Genomic DNA, 21,846 nt, shown 5'->3' with positions numbered 1-21,846 from the left:
TGAGCCTAGAGCCTCCTCGATGAGGCGTCACCCCGACCGCCGCAGGCGGCTCAACGGGCGGGGCGAAAATCCAGCCCGATGTCCGCCGCCGGTGCCGATTGGGTCAACCGACCGACCGAGATATAGGTCACGCCGGTCTGAGCGATGGCCTTGATCGTGTCGAGCCGAACGCCGCCGGACGCCTCCGTCGGCACCCGTCCACCGACCAGCGTCACTGCGCCGCGCAAGGTTGGCGGGTCCATATTGTCAAGCAGCAGGTGGGTCGCACCTGCGGCCAGCGCAGGCTCGATCTGGTCGACGCGGTCCACCTCGACGATGATGCGAGCGATCCCCGCCGCGACAGCCCGACGCACCGCTTCACCGATATCGCCGGCGACGGCGACATGGTTGTCCTTGATCATCGCGGCATCGTCGAGCCGCATCCGGTGGTTGGTGCCGCCGCCCATCCTCACCGCATATTTCTCCAGTACACGCAGCCCGGGAATGGTCTTGCGGGTATCGAGCAGTGTGGCTCCGGTGCCGCGGATCGCGTCGACATAGCTGCCGGTCAGCGTGGCGACGCCCGACAGATGCTGGACCGTGTTGAGCGCCGAGCGTTCGGCGGTGAGCAGGGCCCGCGCCTTGCCCCGCAACCGCATCAACACGCCGCCCTTCGGCACGCGCGCGCCGTCCTGCACCAGCGTCTCGATCGCGACCTCCGGATCGAGCGCCCGGAAGAACGCCTCGGCCAGCGGCAATCCGGCGACGCTGATCGCGTCGCGGCTCGCCATCTCGCCCTCGAACAACGCGTCCGCGGGGATGGTCGCTGCGGAGGTGACGTCGCCGCCCTTCCCCATGTCCTCGGCAAGCGTGGCGCGGACGAAGTCGTCGAGGCTGAAATCGGGGAGGCTGAAGGTCATGTTTTATCCCTTGGCGTCACCCCAGCGAAGGCTGGGTCTATGTCTCTCGCCAATCCAGATGCCGCCCTGTGAAGGCCAAAGTCATGGATGCCAGCCTCCGCTGGCATGACGGTGGTCAGAGCTTCGGCCGCCCCACGTCCGGCCCGGACAACCCGCCGGTCATTTCCAGCATCCGGTCAAGCGAACGCTTCGCAGCGATCCGCGTGGGCTCATCGACCTCGATCCGCGGCGTGAGATCGCGCAGCGCCAGATAGAGCTTCTCGAGCGTGTTCAGCGCCATATAGGGGCACATGTTGCAGTTGCAGTTGCCGTCGGCGCCAGGCGCGCCGATGAAACGCTTATGCGGCGCCGCCTTCTCCATCTGGTGGATGATGTGCGGCTCGGTTGCGACGATGAAGGTGTCGGCATCCTTGTTCAGCACATAGTCGAGGATGCCGCGGGTCGAACCCACATAATCGGCATGGTCGAGGATGTGTACCGGGCATTCCGGATGCGCTGCGACCGGAGCGCCCGGATGCTGCGCCTTCAGCTTGAGCAGTTCGGTTTCGGAGAAAGCCTCATGGACGATGCAGCTACCTTCCCACAGCAGCATGTCGCGACCGGTTTTTCGCGCGAAATAGCCGCCGAGGTGGCGATCGGGGGCGAAGATGATCTTCTGGTCGGCCGGCAGCTGCGACAGGATCGTCTCCGCCGAGGACGACGTGACGATGATGTCGCTGTGCGCCTTCACTGCCGCCGAGCAGTTGATGTAGGTCAGCGCCAGATGATCGGGATGCGCGGCGCGGAAGCGCGCGAACTCCTCCGGTGGGCAGCTGTCCTCGAGGCTACAGCCGGCGTCCATGTCCGGCAGGATCACGGTTTTTTCCGGCGACAGGATCTTGGCGACCTCGGCCATGAAGCGCACGCCGCAGAAGGCGATGACCTCCGCATCAGTCGCCGCGGCCTTGCGCGACAGATCGAGGCTGTCGCCGACGAAATCGGCCAGGTCCTGGATCTCGGGCGTCTGGTAATAATGGGCGAGAATGACGGCCTTGCGCTCCTTGCGCAGCCGATCGATCTCGGCGCGCAGGTCGAGGCCGGCGAGGCTTGTCACGGGGGCGTTCATAGCATGCTTCTCCAGGGGCGGCTCAGGCCGCCAGGCTCCATATTGTATCCTCGCGGCGGACGAGGCCACGCATCTCCAGATCGATCAGATGCGCGAGCACCGACAGGCCTGCGGCTGCGTGCAGGCGCACATCGACACCGGCATACATTTCCTTCACCATGTCCGGCACTCCAAGCACCTGCTTGGCAAGCAGCCGCATGATCTGACCCTCGCGCTGCTTGCGATGGCCGATCAGCCCGCGCACGAAGCGGTGCGGCCGGTCGATCGGATCGCCATGCGCGGAGTAATAGATTTCGTCCTGTCCGCGGCTCATCAGCCGTTCGAGGCTTTCAAGGTAACGCGCCATATTGCCGTCCGGCGGCGAGACCACGGTGGTCGACCAGCCCATCACATGATCGCCGCTGAACAGCGCCTTCGCCTCGCGCAGCGCATAGCAGACATGGTTGGATGTGTGCCCGGGCGTGTGCAGGGCTTCCAGCGTCCAGCCCTCGCCTTGGATCAGCGCACCGTCCCCCAGTGCATCATCGGGAACATAGCTGTGATCGAAAGGGGCATCGGCACGCGGGCCGCTGTCGTCGATAATCACCGGCGCACAGCCGATGATCGGCGCCCCAGTGCGCGCCTTCAACTCCGCCGCGGCCGGGCTGTGATCGCGGTGGGTGTGGGTGCAGACGATCGCACGGACCGGCGCTCCATCGATCGCCGCCATGATCGCATCGACCTGGCCAGGCAGATCCGGCCCCGGATCGATCACGGCGACGTCGCGCGTGCCGACCAGATAGGTCTGCGTACCGGTATAGGTAAACGGCCCCGGATTGGCCGCGAGAAGGCGGCGCACCAGGGGGTGCTGCGTCTGGGCAATGCCGGCGACCTGTTCGCTCATGCCCGCCATGTGGCACCGCCCGCCGCCAATGTGAAGGGGACGCTCGACGGCTCCATTCAATTCCTCCGCCCCGTCAGGCGCGCAGCGCCTGTTCGGCCGCCCGCGCCGCCACGGCTTCCGCCGGGAAATCGCTGAACAGGCCATCGACGCCATAGCCAAGGAAGCGCCGATATTCAGCGGCCGCATCACCGCGCGCGCTCTGGTCCTGCCCATGCCGGTCGCCCGCGGCGAGAAAGATGTTCTCGCTGCGGAAGGTCCAGGGATGGACGAGCAGACCAGCGGCATGGGCGTCGGCGACGAGGGTAGTCGGCGCCAGCGCCTGGCCGGCCGCATCGCGAGGTTCGATCAGCAGCTTTGCGGGGCCGATCGCATCGGCATAGGCGGCGATGACCTTCAGGCCGGCCGGTGTGGTCATCGCAGCGACCGTTAGGCCGCTGTGGGCCTCGACCTGGTCGTAAGGGGGCTTTTCAGCATCGATCAGCTGGACGAGGCGCAGCTTCGTCACCCTCCGCAAAGCCTTGAGGTTGCTCACCTCGAAAGACTGGATGAACACGGGGTCACTCGCCCTGGCGAACCCTGCCCTCGCCAGCACTTCCAACAGCGGCCGCTCCATCGGCTTGCCGATCGAAGCGAAGTAAGTCGGATGCTTGGTCTCGGGATAAATGCCGACCGGACGCTTCGCGGCATGGACCAGCGCCAGCACCTCGTCCAACGTCGCGATCGGCTCGTCGGCCCACCCGCTGTTGGCGGGGCGCAACTGCGGCAATCTCTCCCGAGTCCGCAGCGTCTTCAGTTCGGCGAGGGTAAAATCCTCGGTGAACCAGCCCGTGACGAGATCACCATCGATCGCCTTGCTCATCCGCCTGTTGGCGAACTCCGGATGATCGGCGACATTCGTCGTCGTAGAAATCTCGTTTTCATGGCGGATAACGAGGACGTCGTCCTTCGTCACCACCAGATCGGGCTCGATGTAATCGGCGCCCTGCGCGATAGCGAGGCGGTAAGCCGCGAGCGTATGCTCCGGCCGCAGACCCGAAGCGCCACGATGAGCTATGACGATCGGCCGGACAGAGCCGACCGAAGCCATCGGCATCGGCTCAGGCGTGGGCGATGCCCTTTTCCTCGAGCAGATCGGCGAGTTCGCCGGCTTCGTACATCTCCATCATGATGTCCGAGCCACCAACGAATTCCCCCTTCACATAGAGCTGCGGGATCGTCGGCCAGTCGGAATATTCCTTGATGCCCTGGCGGATGCCCTGATCCTGCAGCACGTCGATCGTCGCATATTCGACGCCGAGATGCTCGAGGATCGCAATCGCCCGGCTGGAGAAGCCGCATTGCGGGAAGAGCGGGGTGCCCTTCATGAACAGGAGAATGTCGGCCGAATTGACTGCCGTCGCGATACGGGCCTGAACGTCGTCACTCATGATATACTCCTAGTCGGGGATAGCCGTGCTGAGCTGAAGCGCGTGGAGCACCCCGCCCATCCGGCCGCCCAAAGCTTCATAGACACGCTGGTGTTGCCGCACGCGCGGCAAGCCGCGAAAACTCTCGCTCACCACGCGCGCCGCATAGTGATCGCCGTCGCCAGCAAGATCGGTGATCTCCACCAGCGCATCGGGCAGTGCCGCCTTGATCATCGCCTCGATCTCGCCCGCAGCCATCGCCATCGTCTATTTGCCTTCCATCAGCTGGCGGCGCGCTTCCACAGTCTTGTTCTCGAGCGCGGCGCGGATTCGCGCATCGTCGATATCCACGCCAGCCGAGGTGATGTCGCCAAGCAGCTTGCGAATGACGTCCTCGTCACCCGCTTCCTCGAAATCCGCCTGGACCACCGACTTGGCGTAGCTGTCGGTTTCCTCGGCGGTGAGCTGCATCAACCCTGCCGCCCAATGGCCGAGCAGCCGGTTGCGCCGCGCGGTGATGCGGAACGCCATTTCCTGGTCGTGGGCGAATTTGCTCTCGAAAGCCTGCTCGCGGTCATCGAAGGTTGTCATCACGTCCCCTGCTCACCGATGGTTCGAATTCAGATAGGCATGGCGCGACCCGCGTGCAACTGCGCAAATCCTTGCGAAGCCGCTATGCTAGAGCCAAGGGCGGTCGGCAGTCATCTGCGTCTCGAAGGCGGAGATCGCCACATCCCGCGCCAGGGTCATACCCACCTCATCGAGGCCGTTAAGCAGGCAATGCTTACGGAACGGGTCGATCTCGAAGGTGAAGCGGTCCTGGAACGGTGTCGTCACCGTCTGATGCTCGAGGTCGACGCTGATCGGATGGGTCTTGGCAACCTCGATCAGGCGATCGACCGCGGCCTGCGGCAACACGACGGTGAGTATGCCGTTCTTGAAGGCGTTGCTGGAGAAGATGTCCGAGAAGCTCGGTGCGATGACCGCATCGACGCCCATGTCGTTCAGCGCCCAGGCGGCATGTTCGCGGCTCGATCCACAGCCGAAATTATCGCCCGCGATCAGGATGTTCGCGCCCGCATATTCGGGATCGTCGAAGATGTTGCCGGGCTGCGCGCGAATCGTTTCGAACGCGCCGCGGCCGAGGCCCTGGCGGGTGATCGTCTTGAGATAATGCGCCGGAATGATCACGTCCGTGTCGCAGTTTTTAAGGCCAAGCGGAAAGGCCCGGCCCTCGATTTCGCAGATCGGCTTCATCATTCGGCTCCCTGCGGAAAGGCTGGCAGCTTGGCAACGTCCCGCGGATCATGCTGGATGATCGCCACCGCGTTCAATTCCTTGGCCATCGTGCGGAAACGCGCCATCGCCGCGATCGACGCCGTGCGGTCGGTGTTGAACGGCGGCACGCCATTGCTGTCGAGATTCTCGCGGAAATGCGCGACATCGCCGGACAATAGCACGGCACCGGTCTTCGGTAGCTTGACCAGCAGCCCATGATGGCCGGGCGTATGCCCGGGCAGGCCGACCATGATCACGCTGCCGTCGCCGAACAGGTCCTTGTCGCCCTCGACGCCTTCGACCTTGGCGCCCTCTCCGAGCCAGGGCGCCAGCGGCTTACCGACATCGTCCTTGGCGCGCGCGATGGCGAGATCGCCTGCACCGATCACCAGCTTGGCCTTGGGGAAATCCGCCGCCTGCCCGGTATGATCGGAATGGTAATGGCTGATCCCGATCAACCCGATCTGCTCCGGCTTCAGGCCGAGTTCCGCAAGCTGCTCGACGATAGTCCTGGTCAGGGTCGGGCTTATTGGCTGCGACGAATCGTTCGGCTTGTTACGCGTGCTGGCCGGCAAGCCGGTGTCCCAAAGCATGTACGCGTCGCCGTCCTTGATCAGATAGCAGCTCACGACCAGATCGCGATGCTGGCCGGGATAGGCATTGCTGTCCGAAAAGGCGTTGAGCTGGTTGACGTGCGCCATCCCGCAGTCGAGCCGCCACAGCTTGTCGACGGTCCCGGGGACCTTGCCCGCCTCTGCGGCACCCGCGATCAGCAGCACAGCCATCAGCAGCCGCTTCATTCGACCGGCTCCAGCGCGCGAACATCTGCGAGATGGCCGGCCACTGCGGCCGCGGCTGCCATCGCGGGCGAGACGAGGTGCGTGCGCGATCCCGGGCCCTGCCGGCCGACGAAGTTACGGTTGGACGTGGACGCACAACGTTCGCCTGGTGGCACCTTGTCGGGATTCATCGCCAGGCACATCGAACAGCCCGGCTCGCGCCATTCGAAGCCCGCGTCGAGGAATATCCGATCCAGCCCCTCCGCCTCCGCCTGGCGCTTGACCAGGCCGGAGCCCGGCACGACCAGTGCCTGGCGAATATTCGCCGCGACGTGCCGGCCGCGCAACACCGAGGCTGCGGCCCGCAGATCCTCGATCCGGCTGTTGGTGCAGCTGCCGATGAAGATATGCTCGACCGGCACGTCCTCCATCCGCGTTCCCGGCGTCAGCCCCATATAATCGAGCGACTTCTGCGCCGCGACCTGTTTGGACGGATCGGCGAAGCTGGCCGGGTCGGGCACGACGCCGGTGATAGCCACGACGTCCTCGGGGCTCGTGCCCCAGGTCAGGCAGGGAGCGATATCGGCGGCGTCGATCACCACCGTCTTGTCATATGTCGCGCCCGGATCGGTGGCGAGGCTGCGCCACCAGGCAACCGCCTTGTCCCAATCCGCTCCCTTTGGTGCCATCGGGCGATCCTTGAGATAGGCGAAGGTGACGTCGTCGGGTGCGATCAGGCCGGCGCGCGCGCCGCCCTCGATCGCCATGTTGCAGACGGTGATCCGCCCCTCGATCGACATCTCGCGAAAGACATTGCCGGTATATTCGATGACATGGCCGGTCCCCCCGGCCGCACCAATCGTGCCGGTTATGTGGAGAATCACGTCCTTCGGGGTGACGCCCCGGCCCAGAACGCCCTCAACGCGAACTTCCATCGACCGGGACCGGGCGAGCAGCAGCGTCTGCGTCGCCATGACATGCTCGATCTCGGACGTGCCGATGCCGAAGGCCAGCGCGCCGAGCCCTCCATGCGCTGCGGTGTGGCTGTCGCCGCAGACGATCGTGGTTCCAGGCAGCGAGAAGCCCTGTTCGGGACCGACGACGTGGACGATGCCCTGCTCGGGCGCGACCGCGTCGATATAGGGCACGGCGAAATCGGCGACATTGCGCTCGAGCGCAGCAAGCTGCCCTGCCGACTCGATATCGGCGATGGGCAGCCGCTGCCCGGCCGCATCGACGCGCGGCGTGGTCGGCAGATTATGATCCGGCACCGCAAGGGTAAGATCGGGCCGACGCAGCTTGCGGCCTGCGACGCGCAGCGCCTCGAAGGCCTGCGGGCTGGTGACCTCATGGACGAGGTGGCGGTCGATATAGATCAGGCAGGTGCCGTCGTCGCGACGCTCCACGACGTGCGCGTCCCAGATCTTCTCGTAAAGGGTGCGGGGCTTGCTAGACATGGGCGCCGATCTAGCCATCGCGGTGACAATGTCAAAGCAGAGAGGCGATGGCCGATGGAAGTTGGACTATCGCCTCCCGCCGGCGCACCGCTGCCGGACGCGCGCAAGCGCGCCGGGCAGACCCATTCAGGTATACGATCCTGTAATGAAGCGTATCGCTGGCGTGATGCGGGGCGATCGTCTATCGAATCGGCCGGCCCTGTCGAACAGGCTTCCCGATGGGATTTGGCGGCGATGAGCAGATTCGCGATCCTCTGGCCGCTGATGGCGCTGGTCGCAGGCGGCTGCGGCGATCGTCCGTCGCAAGCTCCGGCCGAACCCGCCATCGTTCCGGCCGCTATGTTCGAAGGCCTTCCACTGTCCGGCAACCTCGCGACCGCGCTAGCGGCCGGCTTCGGCAACTGCATCGACGGCACCCGTGGCCTGCGCTGCCGGAAGGAGGGAGTCGCCCTGATGGGCGTCGGTCCGCTCTCTGCCGCGATCGACCTCGATGCCGCGCCAGAAGGAGCGCCCGCCCGTTTCGATCATGTGACGCTGTGGCATGCCAAGGATCAGGGCGCAGTGCTCGACCTGGTCCCGCCGCTGACAAAGGCCGGGTGGCAGTCCTGCCTCACGCCCGACGCCGAGCGGTTCTGGCATCCGCCTTCGCCGCTCAGGATCGCGATCGATACCAACTACTGGGGCAGCCGCCGCCTCGTGATCAGCGCGCCCCCGCCAAGCGGGACGCCATATTGTTGAGCCTGCGTCTTCGGCTTCGGTTTTAGCTGAACACGACCGTCGTCGTGCCGTTCATCAGCACGCGATCCTCCAGGACTGCACGCACCGCGCTGGCAAGCACGCGGCGTTCGATGTCGCGACCTTTCCGGACAAGATCGTCCGGGGTGTCGCGATGACTCACATGTTCGGTATCCTGCTCGATGATCGGACCCTCGTCCAGATCCGTCGTCACGAAATGCGCGGTCGCGCCGATCAGCTTCACCCCGCGGGCATGGGCCTGGTGGTAGGGTTTCGCGCCCTTGAAGCCGGGCAGGAAGCTATGGTGGATATTGATGCAGCGGCCGCTCAGGAAGCGCGCCAGGTCATCGGACAATATCTGCATATAGCGGGCGAGCACCACCAGTTCGGCGCGGCTCTCGACCGCGATCGCCTTGATTCGTGCCTCCTGCGCCGGCTTGTCGGCCCTGCCCACCGGAAGGAAGTGAAATGGGACATCGCCGAAGTCGAGATGCGCATAGGTTTCGCGCGGATGATTGGCGATGATCCCGACCGGCTCCATCGCCAGTTCGCCGATCTTCCAACGATAGAGCAGATCGGCGAGACAGTGGTCGAATTTGCTGGCCAGCAGCAGCACCCTTTTGCGCGCCGCCGAAGCGCGGAAGCGATGATCGAGGCCGTGATCGGCCGCGACGGGCGCGAAGCCCGCCTCGAGCTGTGCGATCGTCGCCCCTCCGACAAGCGCGAACTCGACCCGCATGAAGAAGCGGCCGGTGAGCAGATCGTCGAATTGCTGCGCTTCCAGGATGTTCGCACCGTGCCGAGCCAGCGACGTCGATACCGCGGCAACGATGCCGGGATGGTCGACGCAAGATAGCGTCAGGATATAGGTCTCGGCCACACCAGCTCCCTTTGCAGCCCCTTCGCCGCGCGGAGCCGCTTGGCCGCGTGCACCGGCACCGTCAAGCGGCATGCTATTGCCGTTGCCCGGCAAGCGCCTCCATCGTCAGCGTGCGAACGGTGGGCCAGGCCGCATAATCCCCCTCCTGAAGCGTGAGCCATGCAGCGCTAAGCACGGGCAAACCCAGTGAGCCGGCGAGCCCGCCTAGGCTGTGGCCATAGATACGAGCTTCGGCGCCGGCGTCGATCATCCCCACGGCTTCGGACAGCCCGGCGTACAGCCGTGCGATCATCGCTTCTGCCTCGTGCGCGCCAATTAGCCCGGCCAGTCCGGCCTGCGGCGGGACCGAAGCAATGCGCTCGGGACCGAGCCAGTGCCCGACGAGGCCAGCAAGTTCGGCCACCCGAAAGTCCCGGCACAGGGCTCCATCAAAACCTCTCCGGGCAAGGACGGGGGGAAGATCGGGCAAGCGATCGCGGGTGAACGCGATGATCGGCACGCGCGGCTCGCATCCGGCCGCCGCGCGAAGTTCCGCCACGGGCGGCTCGTCATCGCTGACAGTCCGCTCGTCGAGCAGGATCATGTCGTATCGCCGCGCCCGCACAGCTTCGATCGCAGCTCCCTGTGTCGAGGCGCGGTCCACCTTGCCTTGGGATGCGATGACGGCGGCGATTATTCGCTGATGGGCAGCCGATTCGTCGATCAGGAGAATACTGTAGTTTTGCATGCTGTACCGCCGGCCTAAGACAATAGTAGAAGGAGCATTAACACAGATCGTTAATTATTAACTCCTCCGCGCATTGCAAAATGGAAGAGGCAAGAAGGAAGCCCGGAAAGTTCCGGGGTGAGGATCACCGGGGGTGTCGGAAGAATGATCGGGAGAATCTTGATTGCGGATGATCATCCGCTGATCCAGGAAGCGGTTCAACTTGCGCTGCGTGCACGGCATCCGGACCTTTCCTTCGATGGCGCGGGTTCGATCGCGGAAGCCGTTGCGATCATCGCGCAACATTCCGATTACCGCCTGCTGCTACTCGACTATGAACTGCCCGATTCGAATGGGTTCGGCGGCTTCTTCCAGCTCCAGCATCTGCTCGGCAGAACGCCGATCGCGATCCTCTCGGCGCATGACGGCGCGCAGATGGTGTCGACCGCGCAAGCTGTTGGAGCGGCCGGCTTCCTCTCGAAGCGGCAACCGCTCGAAGCAACCATCGCCGGGATCGATCTGATCCTCAACGGTGGCAGGATATTCCCTTCCTCGCCGGGCCCGGACGAGCATGTGGACATGCTCCGCAAGCGGCTCGACAGCTTGTCGGTCGCGCAGCGGCGTGTGCTGCTCGCCCTGGCCGGTGGAGATCTCAACAAGCAGATCGCTGCCGACCTCGGCATCTCCGAAGCCACCATCAAAGCCCACCTGTCCGCCATCTTCCGGAAACTGGGCGTGAACAACCGCACCCAGGCGATCCTTTTGATGCGCCCCCTGCTACAGCCTTCGTGATCGTGGCAAGGCCAAAGCGACCGCAGGTGCGGCCCAGCTGGGGGCAGATTGCCGTGCTCGCCGCGCTGGGACCGATGTTGCTCGCGGCCGTTGCGCTGTGGCTGGGGGGCGAAATCCGGCGCGGCGAGCAAGCCACCCGCGCGACCCAGCAGTCGTTCGAATATCGGCACGAAGTTGAACTGCTGTTTTCGTTGCTCAAAGATGGAGAAAGCGGGCAGCGCGGCTATTTGATCAGCGGTGATCCGGCATTTCGTGAGCCTTACGAGCGAGCGCGCCGCAATCTGAAGGGACAATGGACCCGGGTTGCACGCCTGACGCCGGCCCAAGGCGCGGACGCAGCCGACCTACGGCGCCTGAGACCCCTGGTTGACGCCAAGTTCCGCGAGATGCAACTGCTGATCGATGTGCGCGACCGTGCCGGACTGGAGCGGGCAGCCGCACGATTGCGGGAAGGTGCGGGCAAGCGGCTGATGGATTCGATCCGCAGCGTGGTCGCAGGAATGGAGCAACGCGGAAGCCGGCAACTGGCTGCTCTGCAACAGCACGAAAAGAGCCGCGCGGCCCGCAATCGCCTAATATTGTGGGCGAGTATCGCCGCAGTCGCGCTGATAGCAGCGATCCTCGGCCTTCTGATTGGCCGGGGCATGCGGCTCCATCATGTCCTGTCGCTCCAGAACGCAGAGGCGGCCACCCGCCGGCGCGCGATCTTCGAAAGTGCCACCGATGCGATCATCATCATCAATCCGAGCGGCAGCATCGAGAAGATGAATCCTGCGGCAGAGCGGATGTTCGGCTATCGCGCCGCAGAGCTGCTGAGCCGCGACATATCCGTCCTGGTGGACCTTGCCCCTGGCGAGGGCCCCTTCCTCGATCGGATCGGCTTCGACAAGGGTGTCTTGCGGCGTACCGAGCTTATCGACGTTTCGGGTCATGACAGCCAGGGAGAGCTGGTGTCCGCTGACATAACCCTGGGCGTGATGCAGCTTGCCGATGGCGTCCACATCGTGGCGGTGCTGCGTGATGCCGCGAGCCGAAAGGAAATCGACCGGCTCAAGGACGACTTCATCTCCACCGTCAGCCACGAACTGCGCACGCCGCTGACCTCCGTCGTCGGTTCGCTCGGGCTGCTGCGCAGCGGCGCCGCCGGCGAATTGCCCGCGCAGGCGCAGCGGCTGGCCGAGATCGCCGAGACCAACAGCCAGCGGCTGATCCGCCTGATCAACGATATCCTCGACATCGACCAGATTCGCAAAGGCCGGATGGCGTTCGACTATACCGTCATCGATCTTCGCGAGGTGATGACCAAGACGGTGCAGGCGATGCAGGGCCTGGCCGAGCGCCGCGACATTCGGATCGAGCTTCGCATGCCCGATGAGCCGGTGAAAGCTTGCGCCGATACCGACCGACTTGTGCAGGTGGCAGGCAATCTCCTGTCGAACGCGATCAAATTCTCCGGCGTGGGGTCGACTGTGATCTTTGAACTGATCGAGGGCTGCGACGATCATATCGTCCAGGTGACCGACAGCGGCCCCGGCATCGATCCAGATTTTGCAAAACATATCTTCAATCGCTTCGCGCAAGGGTCGCGTCCCGACAAGCAGATGATCGCCGGCACCGGCCTCGGACTCGCCATATCGCGTGAGATCGTCCGCAGCCATGGTGGCGAGATATCCTTCGAGAACCGCAGTGAAGGCGGCGCTCGCTTTGCCTTCAGCGTGCCGCGCGACAGCGCCCATGTGGCCGATGGCGACCGCTCCACGCGGCTGCTGATCTGCGAGGACGACGCCGATGCCGGCTATACGATACAATCGATCCTGAGCGCCCACGGCTATGCAAGCGATCTCGTCACCACCGTACGGGACGGCATCGCCCATGCGCGATCGCAACCCTATAGCGCGGTGCTGCTCGACCTGACGCTGGCCGATTCCGACGGCATGGACGTGATGCGGGCGCTGAGCGCAGACAAGGACACGCGGCGCTTGCCGGTCATCATCATCTCCGGCATGCCGGCGCAGCACGATATCGACGCCGAGGCCTATGTCGGCTGGCTGCAGAAGCCGTTCGATCCGCCGCGCCTGATCCAGCTTATCCAGCGCGCCGTTCGTCGCTCGGGCGAGCGCAAGGCGGTGATCCTCCACGTCGATGATGACGACGATACCCGCGAACTATTCTCGGCTGCACTCGCCGGACGCGGTGCGCTGCTGGGCGCCTCAACGCTCGCCGCTGCCCGCTCGATCCTCGATACGCGCCGTCCCCACGCAATCGTGCTCGACCTCGGCCTGCCCGACGGTTCGGGCCGGGAGCTTCTCGAAGATATCAGGAAAACCGATCCGGCGCTCTCGATCATCGTCTATTCCGCGCAGGAGGTGGATGCCGCGACGCGATCGCTGGCGGATGCCGTCCTCGTCAAGTCACGCCGCGCTCTGCCCCGGCTCGCATCCACGGTGCTAGACATGATCGATCGACAGGCTGCCGCCGAATGAGGGACGCACTCTCCATCCTCTATGTCGATGACGAGCCTGACATCCGCCTGATCGTCGAGATGTCGCTGAAGCTGAGGCCCGATATCGAGGTGCGCACCGCCGACTCGGGCGAGCAGGCGATCGCGATGCTGCAAGGCGGCGACTGGCGTCCGAATCTGGTAATGGTCGATGTGATGATGCCCGGGATGACGGGCCCGGATTTCCTGGCCATGTTGCGCAATGATCCCGATACGGCAGAGCTGCCCGTCATCTTCGTGACGGCCCGCGCTCGCCAGCAGGACATCGCCGAATATATCAAGCTCGGGGCCAAGGGCGTGATCACGAAGCCGTTCGACCCCATCCGGCTCGCCGATCAGGTGATCGCACTCGCGCATTGAGCATCGTTGCGGCCAGGTCGAGCCCGCCGGCATATGCGCTCTTCACCGCCCTGCAAGAGCCGCCAGCGCCGCCGAGATGTGGGCACGGCTGTCGCTGTCCCGTGTAATTTCAAGCATTGCGCTCAGGCTGCTGCGCGCGTCCTCGATCCGTCTCTTCGATAGCTGGAGCCGGGCAAGATCCCACCAGCCCTGCCCGTTCGATGGGGCTACCTCTACCATCCGCCGGTAGATGACGAGCGCCCGCCGGGTGTCGCCGTCCCGCTCCGCGCGGGTCGCCTGGTTGAGCAGCAGCCGCACCAGTACGTCGCGGTTCGTCATCGGCGCGAGATGCGTTTGATCCACGCCCGCCTCCGGGCCGAGCATGCGCTGGATCATGTTCGCCAGCGCAACCGGCGTCACCGTCGCGCCTCGATGAAAAGGATCGATGACGACCGAATCCTCCGGAGCACCGATCCGGATCAGGACATGGCCCGGCGTGTTCAGCGCGTCCGCATTCCATCCAAGCCGCCGCGCCATCGCGACGTAGAGGATCGACAAGCTGACAGGCAGGCCTCTTCGGCGATCGAGCACGCGAATCATGTCTGCATTGAGCGGCGCATCGTAGGTCTGGCTGTCGCCGCAAAGGTCATGCCTCCCGCCGAGTACACCGGCAAGGATCTCCGCCTGCTCGACACCTCTCGCGCTGTTCTGGCGTGCGGCGATATCGCGCAAGTCCGTCTCGATGGCAGCGAGCATCGTTACATAGGGCTCCAGATCGACGCCGATATGGTCGAGCGCACTCAATTCGAGCGCAGCGATGTCGAGCAGGATGTCCTCGTCGTCGAGCAGGCCTAGATGGGCGATGGAGGCGATCATGTCTTCGGATTAGCCTTCCGCGCAGTGGATGGACAGGCGTTGGCTGCACTCAGTGTCTCATACGCAGGCCGAACTCGCGTCGGCGTCCGTCGTTCCCACAAGGAGGAACTTACCCGTCTTGCCCGAAGCGATAGGCGAATTGACGCGTCAGCCTATGCCCCCGATGGCGGACGGCCTGGGTGACTTCCCGCCGCCAGGAAGCGAACGGCCCCTGCACTTCCGAGTGATTCTGGCCCGTTCCCACAAGATAGACACCGCTCGTGGCCAGGCGCGCGAGCGGGATTCCCTCGGCTTCGGCGCGCTCGATCCACTCATGATGGGAACCGAGCACCAAATGCGGGTCGAGGCGACATGGCTCGTCGCTCGCGGCCACGATCCTGCCGATAGTGCTGGAGCCGCACAGGCCGTGAAAGGGGCCGTCGAACACGCCATCGATCGGGAACGGCAAGATGCGGCGGCTGGCGTGGTCGAGCGCGAAGCCTTCTCCGACTACCGCGCCGACATGCTCCCGCCGCATAGCCGAACGCGCAGTGGCAACCAGATCGCACGCCACCCAGTCGTCTGCGTCGAGGAACATGAGCAATCCGCCACCCAAGCGCCGCACCGCCTGCTTGACCAGCCACTTCTTGCGCCCACCATCGTCGTTGGTCGCGGTGGGCGGCTCGGGCGTCCAAGCGGCACGGACGATCTCGAAGCGCGGGTCGGAAGCCACTACCGACCAGGCATCCGGGATATCATGTGTCGCCAGGATCGCGCGAAAATCTCCGTCCGATTGGGCCAGCAACGATCGGAGGGTGAGGCTCAACAGTCGATCGACAGTGGCCCAGTCCGAAGCCACTGCGCGCGCGATCAGCGGGATGCCGAAGATGAAGGGCTCGCTCAGGCGGCAACCCCCTGCGCAAGGCGGGCGATATGCCCGCCGTAGAATATGAGGCAATCTTCGTAGCGCCGCTGCACCGACGGTATCGACAGGATCTCCGAAACGGAGTGGTCGAGCGCGGTCCGGTGGCGCTGGATGGTCAGATCGAGCTCTTCATTGCGATTGAACGCCGCCCAGTTTGAGTCGCGATCCCAGCGCTCGGGACCAAGCCCGCCGCCGCGATGATGCTTGGCGAGATAGTCCTCCCAGGATCGCGTGTTATAATGGTTCACCTGGGCGAGCGACCAGGTGACGGCATCGGGATCGGACTGCAGAAACTCTTCGGCGCAGGCGAAGCGAGAGGGAAGCGGCGTGCCGGCGCCATCGACGGCATGCAGTTCCCCGAGCCGGTCCGCCTTCGCATGGCCCGGCCCGTGGGGCAGCAGCGGGCAGTGATAGGCATCGGCGCGGGTGAACAGCGTCTTGAACGAGCGGTTGACGCCGTGGCTGAGCGGCGCGGCACGGAGAAAGCGGCGGGTGACCGGATCGGCAGACCAGCTTCTATGACCCGAGCTTCCAAATATTCGCCAGTTGATGAGGACCGAAGTGGCCTCGGGAACCGCACCGAGAAGGTCAATGACGCCGCCATCGCCAACATGGATGTTCAGGAACTCGTCGGCGTCGAGAACCATGAGCACGTCAGCCCACTGGCCACCGAGCTCGGCTTCTGCCGTGCGATAGGCGAACAGCTGCGCCTGCTCATCGGGCGCCGGATAGCAGCGGAGATGGTGGAGCAGACCTTGTTCCTGCAGCGCGTCGAGCAGGTCGGGAGATCCATCGTCGCAGTCGTTGGTGCAGACGAGGATATCGGTGAAGCCGATCAGCCGGTGATAGGCTACCCACTCGATCAGAAAGGGCCCCTCGTTCCGCATCGTCGCGATGAGCATGATCCTCGGCACAGTCCCTCCTTGATTGACCGCGCGATGAGGGACAACCGCCAACCCGCCGATCCGATCCGGTCAAGCGCTCATGGCTGCGGGAGGACGGAGAGCCGGGCTAGTCGTTCAGGCCGAAGGCTACCTTGAGGATGACCTGATAGCGCTCGATCTTCTGATTGACGATGCTGCCGCGCGTCTCGACGACTTCGAACCACTGGAGATTCTCCAGCGTCTCTGCTGCGCGCTCGATGGCACCATTGATCGCATCTTCGATGCTGACATCGGAGGTGCCGACAAGGTCGATCACCTTGGCAATGTTGTTCATATCGCTCTCCTGTTATGTCGCGGGTCAACGACAAGGAGAAGAGAACGGTTCCAGCTCGTGTCGCTCAATTGAACCCAAAATTCTCTCGAAACCGGCGGAGTTCCCGCAGCTAGCCTCGGAACAGTTCGCTCCAGCATGTCTGCTGTACCGCCTTGTCCGTTGTCCGCGATCCTCGATTAGTGAACCCGCGCGAAGCGGAAGCCTTCGGCGGCGAGCCCTGGACCGAAAGCCAGCGCGACTCCCGTGCCTTGCCTCCGCTGTTCGAGCAGTTCCGCCAGAATGAACATCAGCGTTGCCGACGACATATTACCATAGCGCGCGAGTATGCTGCGCGATGGAGCAAGCGCCTCCACATCCAGCTCCATCCCATGCTGCACGGCGTCCAGTATCGATCGCCCGCCCGCATGAACCGCCCAGTTATCGATGGTCGACGGGTCGGCTGTGCCGCAGATTCGCCATCGTGTGCCGCAGTCCTTCAATGCTGCCTGAATGCGGCCCGGCACTTCACCCGCCAGATGCATGAGAAAGCCTGTGTCGCCGATCTCCCAGCGGATCAACTCGGCGGACTCTGGCAGATTAAGCGCGAATGGCGTGTCGATGTCGAAGCCTTCGCCTCCGGCGGTGACCAGCGCGGCCGCTGCTCCATCGCCAAACTGCAACATCATCAGCAATTGCTCGAGTTGCTGCTCGGCCTGAAGATGCAGCGAGGAGAGCTCGACAGTGACGACCAGCACTCGCGCCTTCGGCTCCGACCGGACGATGTGGCGGGCGGTGCGCAGCGCAGCGACTGCGGCGTAGCACCCCATGAAACCGATGAGCGTCCGCTCCACCTCCGCCACGCCCAGCGCGTTGGCGATGATCTGGTCGACGCCGGGCGCAACGAAGCCCGTGCAGCTTGCGACCACCAGATGACTGATCCCCTCGAGCGACGCCTTCACCCGAAGGCCGTCTATCGCGCGCAGGGAAAGCGCTGGGGCAAGGCGACGGTACAGCGCCATGCGACTGGATGTCGGCGGCATGGCGTCGGCATAGAAGCCCCCTGCATCAACCGGCGATCCGCCTCCGGGGGCAGGAGGCAGGACCGACCAGCGGTGGTCGATGCCGCTTCGGCCGGCCATGCGCGTAAACAGGCTGCGCGCGCGGCCATCGTTCAATTGGCGTTCCGCCCAATCGATGAAGGCGTGATGCACATCCTGTTCCGGCACGGCACAGCCAATGGCGTTGATGCAGGCTCTTCTATCCTTCATCGTCTTCCATTCGACCGCAGTTCAGGCCGTGACGCGGCATCGCCCGGATCATGGGGGATCCGCGGCTCTCCTAATCCTGTCCAAAGCGCCCGCGCCATCACCGCATCGCCGCGCGCGTCAGGATGGGAGTCCCGCACAAGCCGCCAACTCTGATCGAGCGGAACAACGAGATGAGGAACCGCCAAACCATCGAACACCATCCTCCGCAGGGCGCGTTCGCGACGTTGTTCCGGTTGGAAAACGGGAACCAGGATGAGCGGCTCAGCACCACGCGCGCGCGCCATCGCCGCTTCCGCCTTCAACACGCGGCGGTCGCTTGCCACCGCCTCTGCAATTGCGGCGGTGCTGTGATAGGGGAACAGCACCCGGCCGAGATGGCCAAGCGCCCAGGTCGGCGACGCGCGATGCCAGCGCCCGCCGCTGTCGATCCAGGGGCGGTTCCGATCGAGATCGCGCACCATCAGGCTCGGCGCAAAAAGAATGACGATCGCCACCGGCTGGCGGAATTTCGGCAATTCGCGTTGCAGATGCAGAAATCCCTGACTGAGGGAATAGGCATTGACCGCCAGATTGGCGCTCTGGATGCCGCTGAGCGCCTGCACATGCGCTGCGACCGTATCGTGCCAGTTCAGGCCTTTGCCGAACATGATGGATTCCCCGACGAACAGGACTGAGGGAGCCGCCAGATCAAGCGCAACGCCATCGGCCGCAACGCGATATCCATGGCTGTCGACGAAATAGGATGGTCGCCATGCATATTCATTATCGGCCACACCGCGCGAAGGAATGTAGGTCCAGCCGATCAGCGGGTCGGCCATGCGCAGCGGTTTATCGGTGGGATTCCATGCCTGGCCCCGCCGACCTGAAGCGAGCTGCATGAACAGTTCGCTCGCCGGCAGAGCGAGCAGCACAGCCATGCCGATGACGAGCCCTCGCCAGACGGCCGCGCCGCGCCGCGCCCTGATCCGGTGAACCGCCAGCAACAATGCGATGGCGATAGTGATTAGAATGAATCGTTCGATCTGCACGATCGTTACCAGCCAGTTGCTCGGCACGAGAATGTCGGGAAGCAGATGATGGTCGGTCCATCGGCGGTTCATGCCGATGGCCAGCGCGAACAAAAACAGTGCCATCCCGCCGATGAAGAGCTGCGCCGCCCAGCAGAGGGCGTCGGCGGGGCGGATCGATCGAAGGCGCCGGTCCGCTCTCGGATTGGCGGTGGTGAGAGGCATGACGCGGCACCGGACCAAGCAGGAACAGGCCTTTGTGCCGCCAGACGCCCCTTTGGTTCAAAAAGCGAAGGCCAAAGCGATCACCAGCGCTCCGTCCTGCCCGTCCCGCCCGCCATAACGAGCTCGATCCACCACATAGCCGGTCCAGGCGGCATCGAGATCGACCGGCCCCAGGCGGCGGCGTAGTCCGATCCGCCAGTCGGTCGCGTCTCCGTCGCGCCCGTCGGGACGGCTCCGCAGGCGTGTCAGCCGACCGGCATGGGCGAACAGTGACCAGTCGGGGGCAAGATCGAAATGGCCGTTCAATTCGGCATAAAGCGTTGGCTCGTCCTTCTGGAAATAGCCGGGTGACATGAAGAGCCGTGCCGAAAGATGTCGGCCGGTGATGCCGACATAGGCCTCCGTATAGCTGCCGCCGCCAGCGATGGCCGAATATTCGGTATAGCCATTGTGAACAATGCCCACGTCGATCGCCGTTGCCGATGATAGGCGCTGGGCGAACCCGGCATATTGCCTGAACGACAGAGCCTGGAGGCCATCCTCACGCGTCGCGACGAACACCGCCGACCCGCCGATATAAAAGCCGCGGGCGCCATCATGGACCAGTTCCAACTCCGCGGCGGGCCGGTGACCGCTGATCTGCTGCCCGCGCAGTCGCGCCTGGCTGGAGAGCGTCAGGCTTCCGCCCAACTGTGCGGCCGCGGGAGCCGTGGCAAGGACCGCTCCTAGAAGGGCGATGCTGAAGCTAGTCGCGGCTCGCCGATGCCATGGGCGCACGGCAGACAGCTTCGCATCCCGCCGCCTTGCCCTGCACCGTGGCAAGCGCATCGATGACCCCTCCTGCCGATTTGACGAACATGGATCGCCCCTGCCTATGCCCCCGCGCCTGCTTGATCAAGGCGACGAGGCCGCTCACATGCGCCGCCGCATAGGATGTTCCATCGACCAGCCCCCATCCCCCGCCAGGCCAGGTCGTCGGAATGTCCGCGGCGGGCGCCACATAGATGTCCCCGCGCCTCCCCGGTACCACGGTCCCGGACACGGCGATGATGCCAGGCCAGGATGCCGGGAAACCGCCATCCGGGCGACGGGTGTCATAGGCCGCGACGACGGAAGCGCCGCGTGCCATTGCCGCGTTCAGCAGCATCGCAAGCAACCGGTCCGATGGCCCCCCGAGACTGAGGTTGATGATCGGCGCCTTGTGATCGATGGCATAGTGCAAGGCCTTGGCAAGGCTCAGGCTGTCGCAAACGGCCACCCCACCGGACGAGCCGGTCTGCCAGCAGGCGCGCAGCCCGAGCAGTCGCGCGCCCGGCGCGATCCCCGCTATGCCAATCCGATCGTCGGCCCGCGCCGCAATAATGCCAGCGACCGCCGTTCCGTGGGCTTCGGCAGCCAAAGCGCGATCGCCGACGAGATTGACATTGGCGGCGATCTGCCCCGCCAGATCGGGGTGGTGCGCGTCGATGCCGCTGTCGATTACGGCGACCCGGATGCCGCGCCCCGTCGCCAGCCGGTGCAAGGCGTCGAGATGCCAGATCATCCTGGCGGGCTGGGCCGGGTAGAGCGGATCGTCATGTCCCGACCCTTGCTGCCTCTGGTCCCCCAGCGTCCTGTAGTCATGCATAGGCTGCGACCAGGCGACGTGACCGTCTTTCGAGACCTCCTCCGCCATCACATCCGCCGATACGCCCCTCGGCGCCAGCATCACGAAACAGTCGAGGTCGATCACCGGCATCATCCAATCCGTGATCAGCGTCAGATGATGGTCGCGCGCGATGCGCTGGGCCTGCCGCCTCAACTGGTTGCGGCCGATGCTGTTGCCATAGCCGCTGTCATAGGAACCGCCGGATCGGAAATGCGGCGGCGGAATGCGCAGCATCACCAGGATCTGATCTCCCTGGGCGGCATGGCCGACAACGGGTGTTGCGAGCATCACGAGCGTCGCGATCGGGGAGAGGAGCCGAAAGAGGCGGCGGATCATCGTCCCTGTCCCGGCCCAATCGGCTGGACCAGCATGACGCTGCGCCGCGTGCGCAAGTCCGCCAGCGCAGCGTCCCGCTGCGCTGGCGCGACGTCCAGCACATAGGCCCCAGCGGCGGTAGGACCATCGACCAGCCTCGCGCCCGCGCGGTGGAGAGTGAAGCGCATTTCCTGTTCCAGCGTGTCAGGCCGGAACATGATGATGAGATTGCCGCTGCCCCGCGAAGACGGGGCGCCAAGGGTCCGATAGTCGGCTTGAGGAGCGGCGGGCCAGAACAGCAAAACCGCCGCACACAGCAGTACGGCCTGCGCCGCGGCAAAGGCGGCCAGCGCCGGCCATGTCAGGGTGCGCCAAGCGTTGGGCAGGCTCCGTTTGGCCGTCTGATCGGGCGCGAGGCGGCGTTGCAGCTTTTCCCAGCCCAGGTCGGCCCGGATCGGCAGCTGCGCGATTTCCGCTTTCAGTCGCCTTTCTCGCTCGAGGGCAGCCCGGCATTGGGCGCAAGATCCAAGATGCGCGTCCACCGTGGCCCTGTCCTGGTCGTTCAGCTTGCCGATCGCATACCAGGGTATCAGCATTTCAATGGCCTGATGCGGATCGCTGAGAAAGGAAATGATGTCGGCCATGGG

The 21,846-nt window shown here is 64.6% G+C and carries 25 protein-coding genes; 4 read left to right on the top strand and 21 right to left on the bottom strand.

Features of this window, described 5'->3' with window-relative positions; genetic code table 11:
* Positions 1-50: 50 nt before the first annotated feature.
* The 10 genes from nadC to leuC form a co-directional block, all read right to left on the bottom strand.
* Positions 51-899, bottom strand: a complete 849-nt coding sequence (gene nadC, locus AAC645_RS04150) for a carboxylating nicotinate-nucleotide diphosphorylase (protein WP_340314060.1) — start codon at positions 897-899, stop codon at positions 51-53.
* Between the two features lie 115 nt (positions 900-1,014).
* Complete coding sequence (nadA, locus tag AAC645_RS04145; protein WP_340314059.1) at positions 1,015-2,004, bottom strand: quinolinate synthase NadA; 990 nt, start codon at positions 2,002-2,004, stop codon at positions 1,015-1,017.
* A gap of 22 nt (positions 2,005-2,026) precedes the next feature.
* Entirely contained in the window at positions 2,027-2,896 is an 870-nt protein-coding gene (locus AAC645_RS04140; protein WP_340314058.1) for an MBL fold metallo-hydrolase, read from the bottom strand.
* A 64-nt stretch (positions 2,897-2,960) separates the two neighbouring features.
* A complete protein-coding gene (locus tag AAC645_RS04135) occupies positions 2,961-3,974 on the bottom strand; it encodes a glycerophosphodiester phosphodiesterase (protein ID WP_422785791.1) in 1,014 nt (337 codons plus the stop codon).
* Between the two features lie 10 nt (positions 3,975-3,984).
* On the bottom strand, positions 3,985-4,314 hold the full coding sequence (grxD, locus tag AAC645_RS04130) for a Grx4 family monothiol glutaredoxin (RefSeq protein WP_340314055.1): 330 nt from the start codon (positions 4,312-4,314) through the stop codon (positions 3,985-3,987).
* Between the two features lie 9 nt (positions 4,315-4,323).
* Entirely contained in the window at positions 4,324-4,557 is a 234-nt protein-coding gene (locus tag AAC645_RS04125) for a BolA family transcriptional regulator (protein ID WP_340314054.1), read from the bottom strand.
* A gap of 3 nt (positions 4,558-4,560) precedes the next feature.
* Complete coding sequence (locus tag AAC645_RS04120; RefSeq protein ID WP_340314053.1) at positions 4,561-4,884, bottom strand: DUF1476 domain-containing protein; 324 nt, start codon at positions 4,882-4,884, stop codon at positions 4,561-4,563.
* Between the two features lie 87 nt (positions 4,885-4,971).
* On the bottom strand, positions 4,972-5,550 hold the full coding sequence (gene leuD / locus AAC645_RS04115; RefSeq protein WP_340314158.1) for a 3-isopropylmalate dehydratase small subunit: 579 nt from the start codon (positions 5,548-5,550) through the stop codon (positions 4,972-4,974).
* The gene (locus AAC645_RS04110) at positions 5,550-6,371 is read right to left on the bottom strand and encodes an N-acyl homoserine lactonase family protein (protein ID WP_340314052.1); all 822 of its coding nucleotides are present in this window, start codon (positions 6,369-6,371) and stop codon (positions 5,550-5,552) included. Before AAC645_RS04110 ends, leuD begins: the two co-directional genes overlap by 1 nt.
* Complete coding sequence (gene leuC, locus AAC645_RS04105) at positions 6,368-7,807, bottom strand: 3-isopropylmalate dehydratase large subunit (RefSeq protein WP_340314051.1); 1,440 nt, start codon at positions 7,805-7,807, stop codon at positions 6,368-6,370. The genes AAC645_RS04110 and leuC overlap by 4 nt, the downstream gene beginning before the upstream one ends.
* A 234-nt stretch (positions 7,808-8,041) precedes the next feature.
* Here leuC and AAC645_RS04100 point away from each other — a divergent pair, with 234 nt between their 5' ends.
* On the top strand, positions 8,042-8,545 hold the full coding sequence (locus AAC645_RS04100; protein WP_340314050.1) for a hypothetical protein: 504 nt from the start codon (positions 8,042-8,044) through the stop codon (positions 8,543-8,545).
* A 22-nt stretch (positions 8,546-8,567) separates the two neighbouring features.
* Here AAC645_RS04100 and purU read toward each other — a convergent pair whose 3' ends face one another.
* Both purU and AAC645_RS04090 read right to left on the bottom strand, forming a co-directional pair.
* Positions 8,568-9,422 (bottom strand): formyltetrahydrofolate deformylase, encoded by an 855-nt coding sequence (gene purU, locus AAC645_RS04095; RefSeq protein WP_340314049.1) that lies wholly within the window; start codon positions 9,420-9,422, stop codon positions 8,568-8,570.
* A 73-nt stretch (positions 9,423-9,495) separates the two neighbouring features.
* Positions 9,496-10,149, bottom strand: coding sequence for a response regulator (locus AAC645_RS04090; protein WP_340314048.1), 654 nt, complete (start codon positions 10,147-10,149; stop codon positions 9,496-9,498).
* Positions 10,150-10,293: 144 nt separating this feature from the next.
* Here AAC645_RS04090 and AAC645_RS04085 point away from each other — a divergent pair, with 144 nt between their 5' ends.
* Genes AAC645_RS04085 through AAC645_RS04075 form a run of 3 tightly spaced genes read left to right on the top strand, consistent with a single transcriptional unit; the run spans position 10,294 to position 13,780 of the window.
* On the top strand, positions 10,294-10,920 hold the full coding sequence (locus AAC645_RS04085) for a response regulator transcription factor (protein ID WP_340314047.1): 627 nt from the start codon (positions 10,294-10,296) through the stop codon (positions 10,918-10,920).
* A 26-nt stretch (positions 10,921-10,946) separates the two neighbouring features.
* Positions 10,947-13,403 carry a CHASE3 domain-containing protein gene (locus tag AAC645_RS04080; protein ID WP_340314046.1) on the top strand — a complete coding sequence of 819 codons (2,457 nt, stop codon included), beginning with the start codon at positions 10,947-10,949 and terminating at the stop codon, positions 13,401-13,403.
* Positions 13,400-13,780 carry a response regulator gene (locus tag AAC645_RS04075; protein ID WP_340314045.1) on the top strand — a complete coding sequence of 127 codons (381 nt, stop codon included), beginning with the start codon at positions 13,400-13,402 and terminating at the stop codon, positions 13,778-13,780. Before AAC645_RS04080 ends, AAC645_RS04075 begins: the two co-directional genes overlap by 4 nt.
* Positions 13,781-13,822: 42 nt before the next feature.
* On the opposite strand, the gene AAC645_RS04070 is transcribed toward AAC645_RS04075, so the two are convergent.
* The 9 genes from AAC645_RS04070 to AAC645_RS04030 form a co-directional block, all read right to left on the bottom strand.
* Positions 13,823-14,635 (bottom strand): SirB1 family protein, encoded by an 813-nt coding sequence (locus tag AAC645_RS04070; RefSeq protein ID WP_340314043.1) that lies wholly within the window; start codon positions 14,633-14,635, stop codon positions 13,823-13,825.
* Positions 14,636-14,744: 109 nt separating this feature from the next.
* Positions 14,745-15,440, bottom strand: coding sequence for a glycosyltransferase family A protein (locus AAC645_RS04065; protein ID WP_340314042.1), 696 nt, complete (start codon positions 15,438-15,440; stop codon positions 14,745-14,747).
* 74 nt (positions 15,441-15,514) lie between these two features.
* Positions 15,515-16,453 carry a glycosyltransferase family 2 protein gene (locus tag AAC645_RS04060; protein WP_340314041.1) on the bottom strand — a complete coding sequence of 313 codons (939 nt, stop codon included), beginning with the start codon at positions 16,451-16,453 and terminating at the stop codon, positions 15,515-15,517.
* Positions 16,454-16,550: 97 nt separating this feature from the next.
* Positions 16,551-16,757 carry a dodecin gene (locus AAC645_RS04055; RefSeq protein ID WP_340314039.1) on the bottom strand — a complete coding sequence of 69 codons (207 nt, stop codon included), beginning with the start codon at positions 16,755-16,757 and terminating at the stop codon, positions 16,551-16,553.
* Between the two features lie 176 nt (positions 16,758-16,933).
* Entirely contained in the window at positions 16,934-18,004 is a 1,071-nt protein-coding gene (locus AAC645_RS04050) for a type III polyketide synthase (RefSeq protein ID WP_340314038.1), read from the bottom strand.
* Positions 18,001-19,236, bottom strand: a complete 1,236-nt coding sequence (locus AAC645_RS04045; RefSeq protein ID WP_340314037.1) for a hypothetical protein — start codon at positions 19,234-19,236, stop codon at positions 18,001-18,003. Before AAC645_RS04045 ends, AAC645_RS04050 begins: the two co-directional genes overlap by 4 nt.
* A 57-nt stretch (positions 19,237-19,293) precedes the next feature.
* Positions 19,294-20,064 carry a TorF family putative porin gene (locus tag AAC645_RS04040; RefSeq protein ID WP_340314036.1) on the bottom strand — a complete coding sequence of 257 codons (771 nt, stop codon included), beginning with the start codon at positions 20,062-20,064 and terminating at the stop codon, positions 19,294-19,296.
* Positions 19,982-21,220 carry a S8 family peptidase gene (locus AAC645_RS04035; protein WP_340314035.1) on the bottom strand — a complete coding sequence of 413 codons (1,239 nt, stop codon included), beginning with the start codon at positions 21,218-21,220 and terminating at the stop codon, positions 19,982-19,984. Before AAC645_RS04035 ends, AAC645_RS04040 begins: the two co-directional genes overlap by 83 nt.
* Complete coding sequence (locus AAC645_RS04030; RefSeq protein WP_340314033.1) at positions 21,217-21,843, bottom strand: zf-HC2 domain-containing protein; 627 nt, start codon at positions 21,841-21,843, stop codon at positions 21,217-21,219. Before AAC645_RS04030 ends, AAC645_RS04035 begins: the two co-directional genes overlap by 4 nt.
* Positions 21,844-21,846: the final 3 nt, after the last annotated feature.

Source organism: Rhizorhabdus argentea (assembly GCF_037861105.1).
Classification (GTDB): domain Bacteria; phylum Pseudomonadota; class Alphaproteobacteria; order Sphingomonadales; family Sphingomonadaceae; genus Rhizorhabdus; species Rhizorhabdus argentea.
The sequence above is the reverse complement of the archived record's forward strand: the minus strand, read 5'-3'. Positions and strand labels throughout refer to the sequence as shown.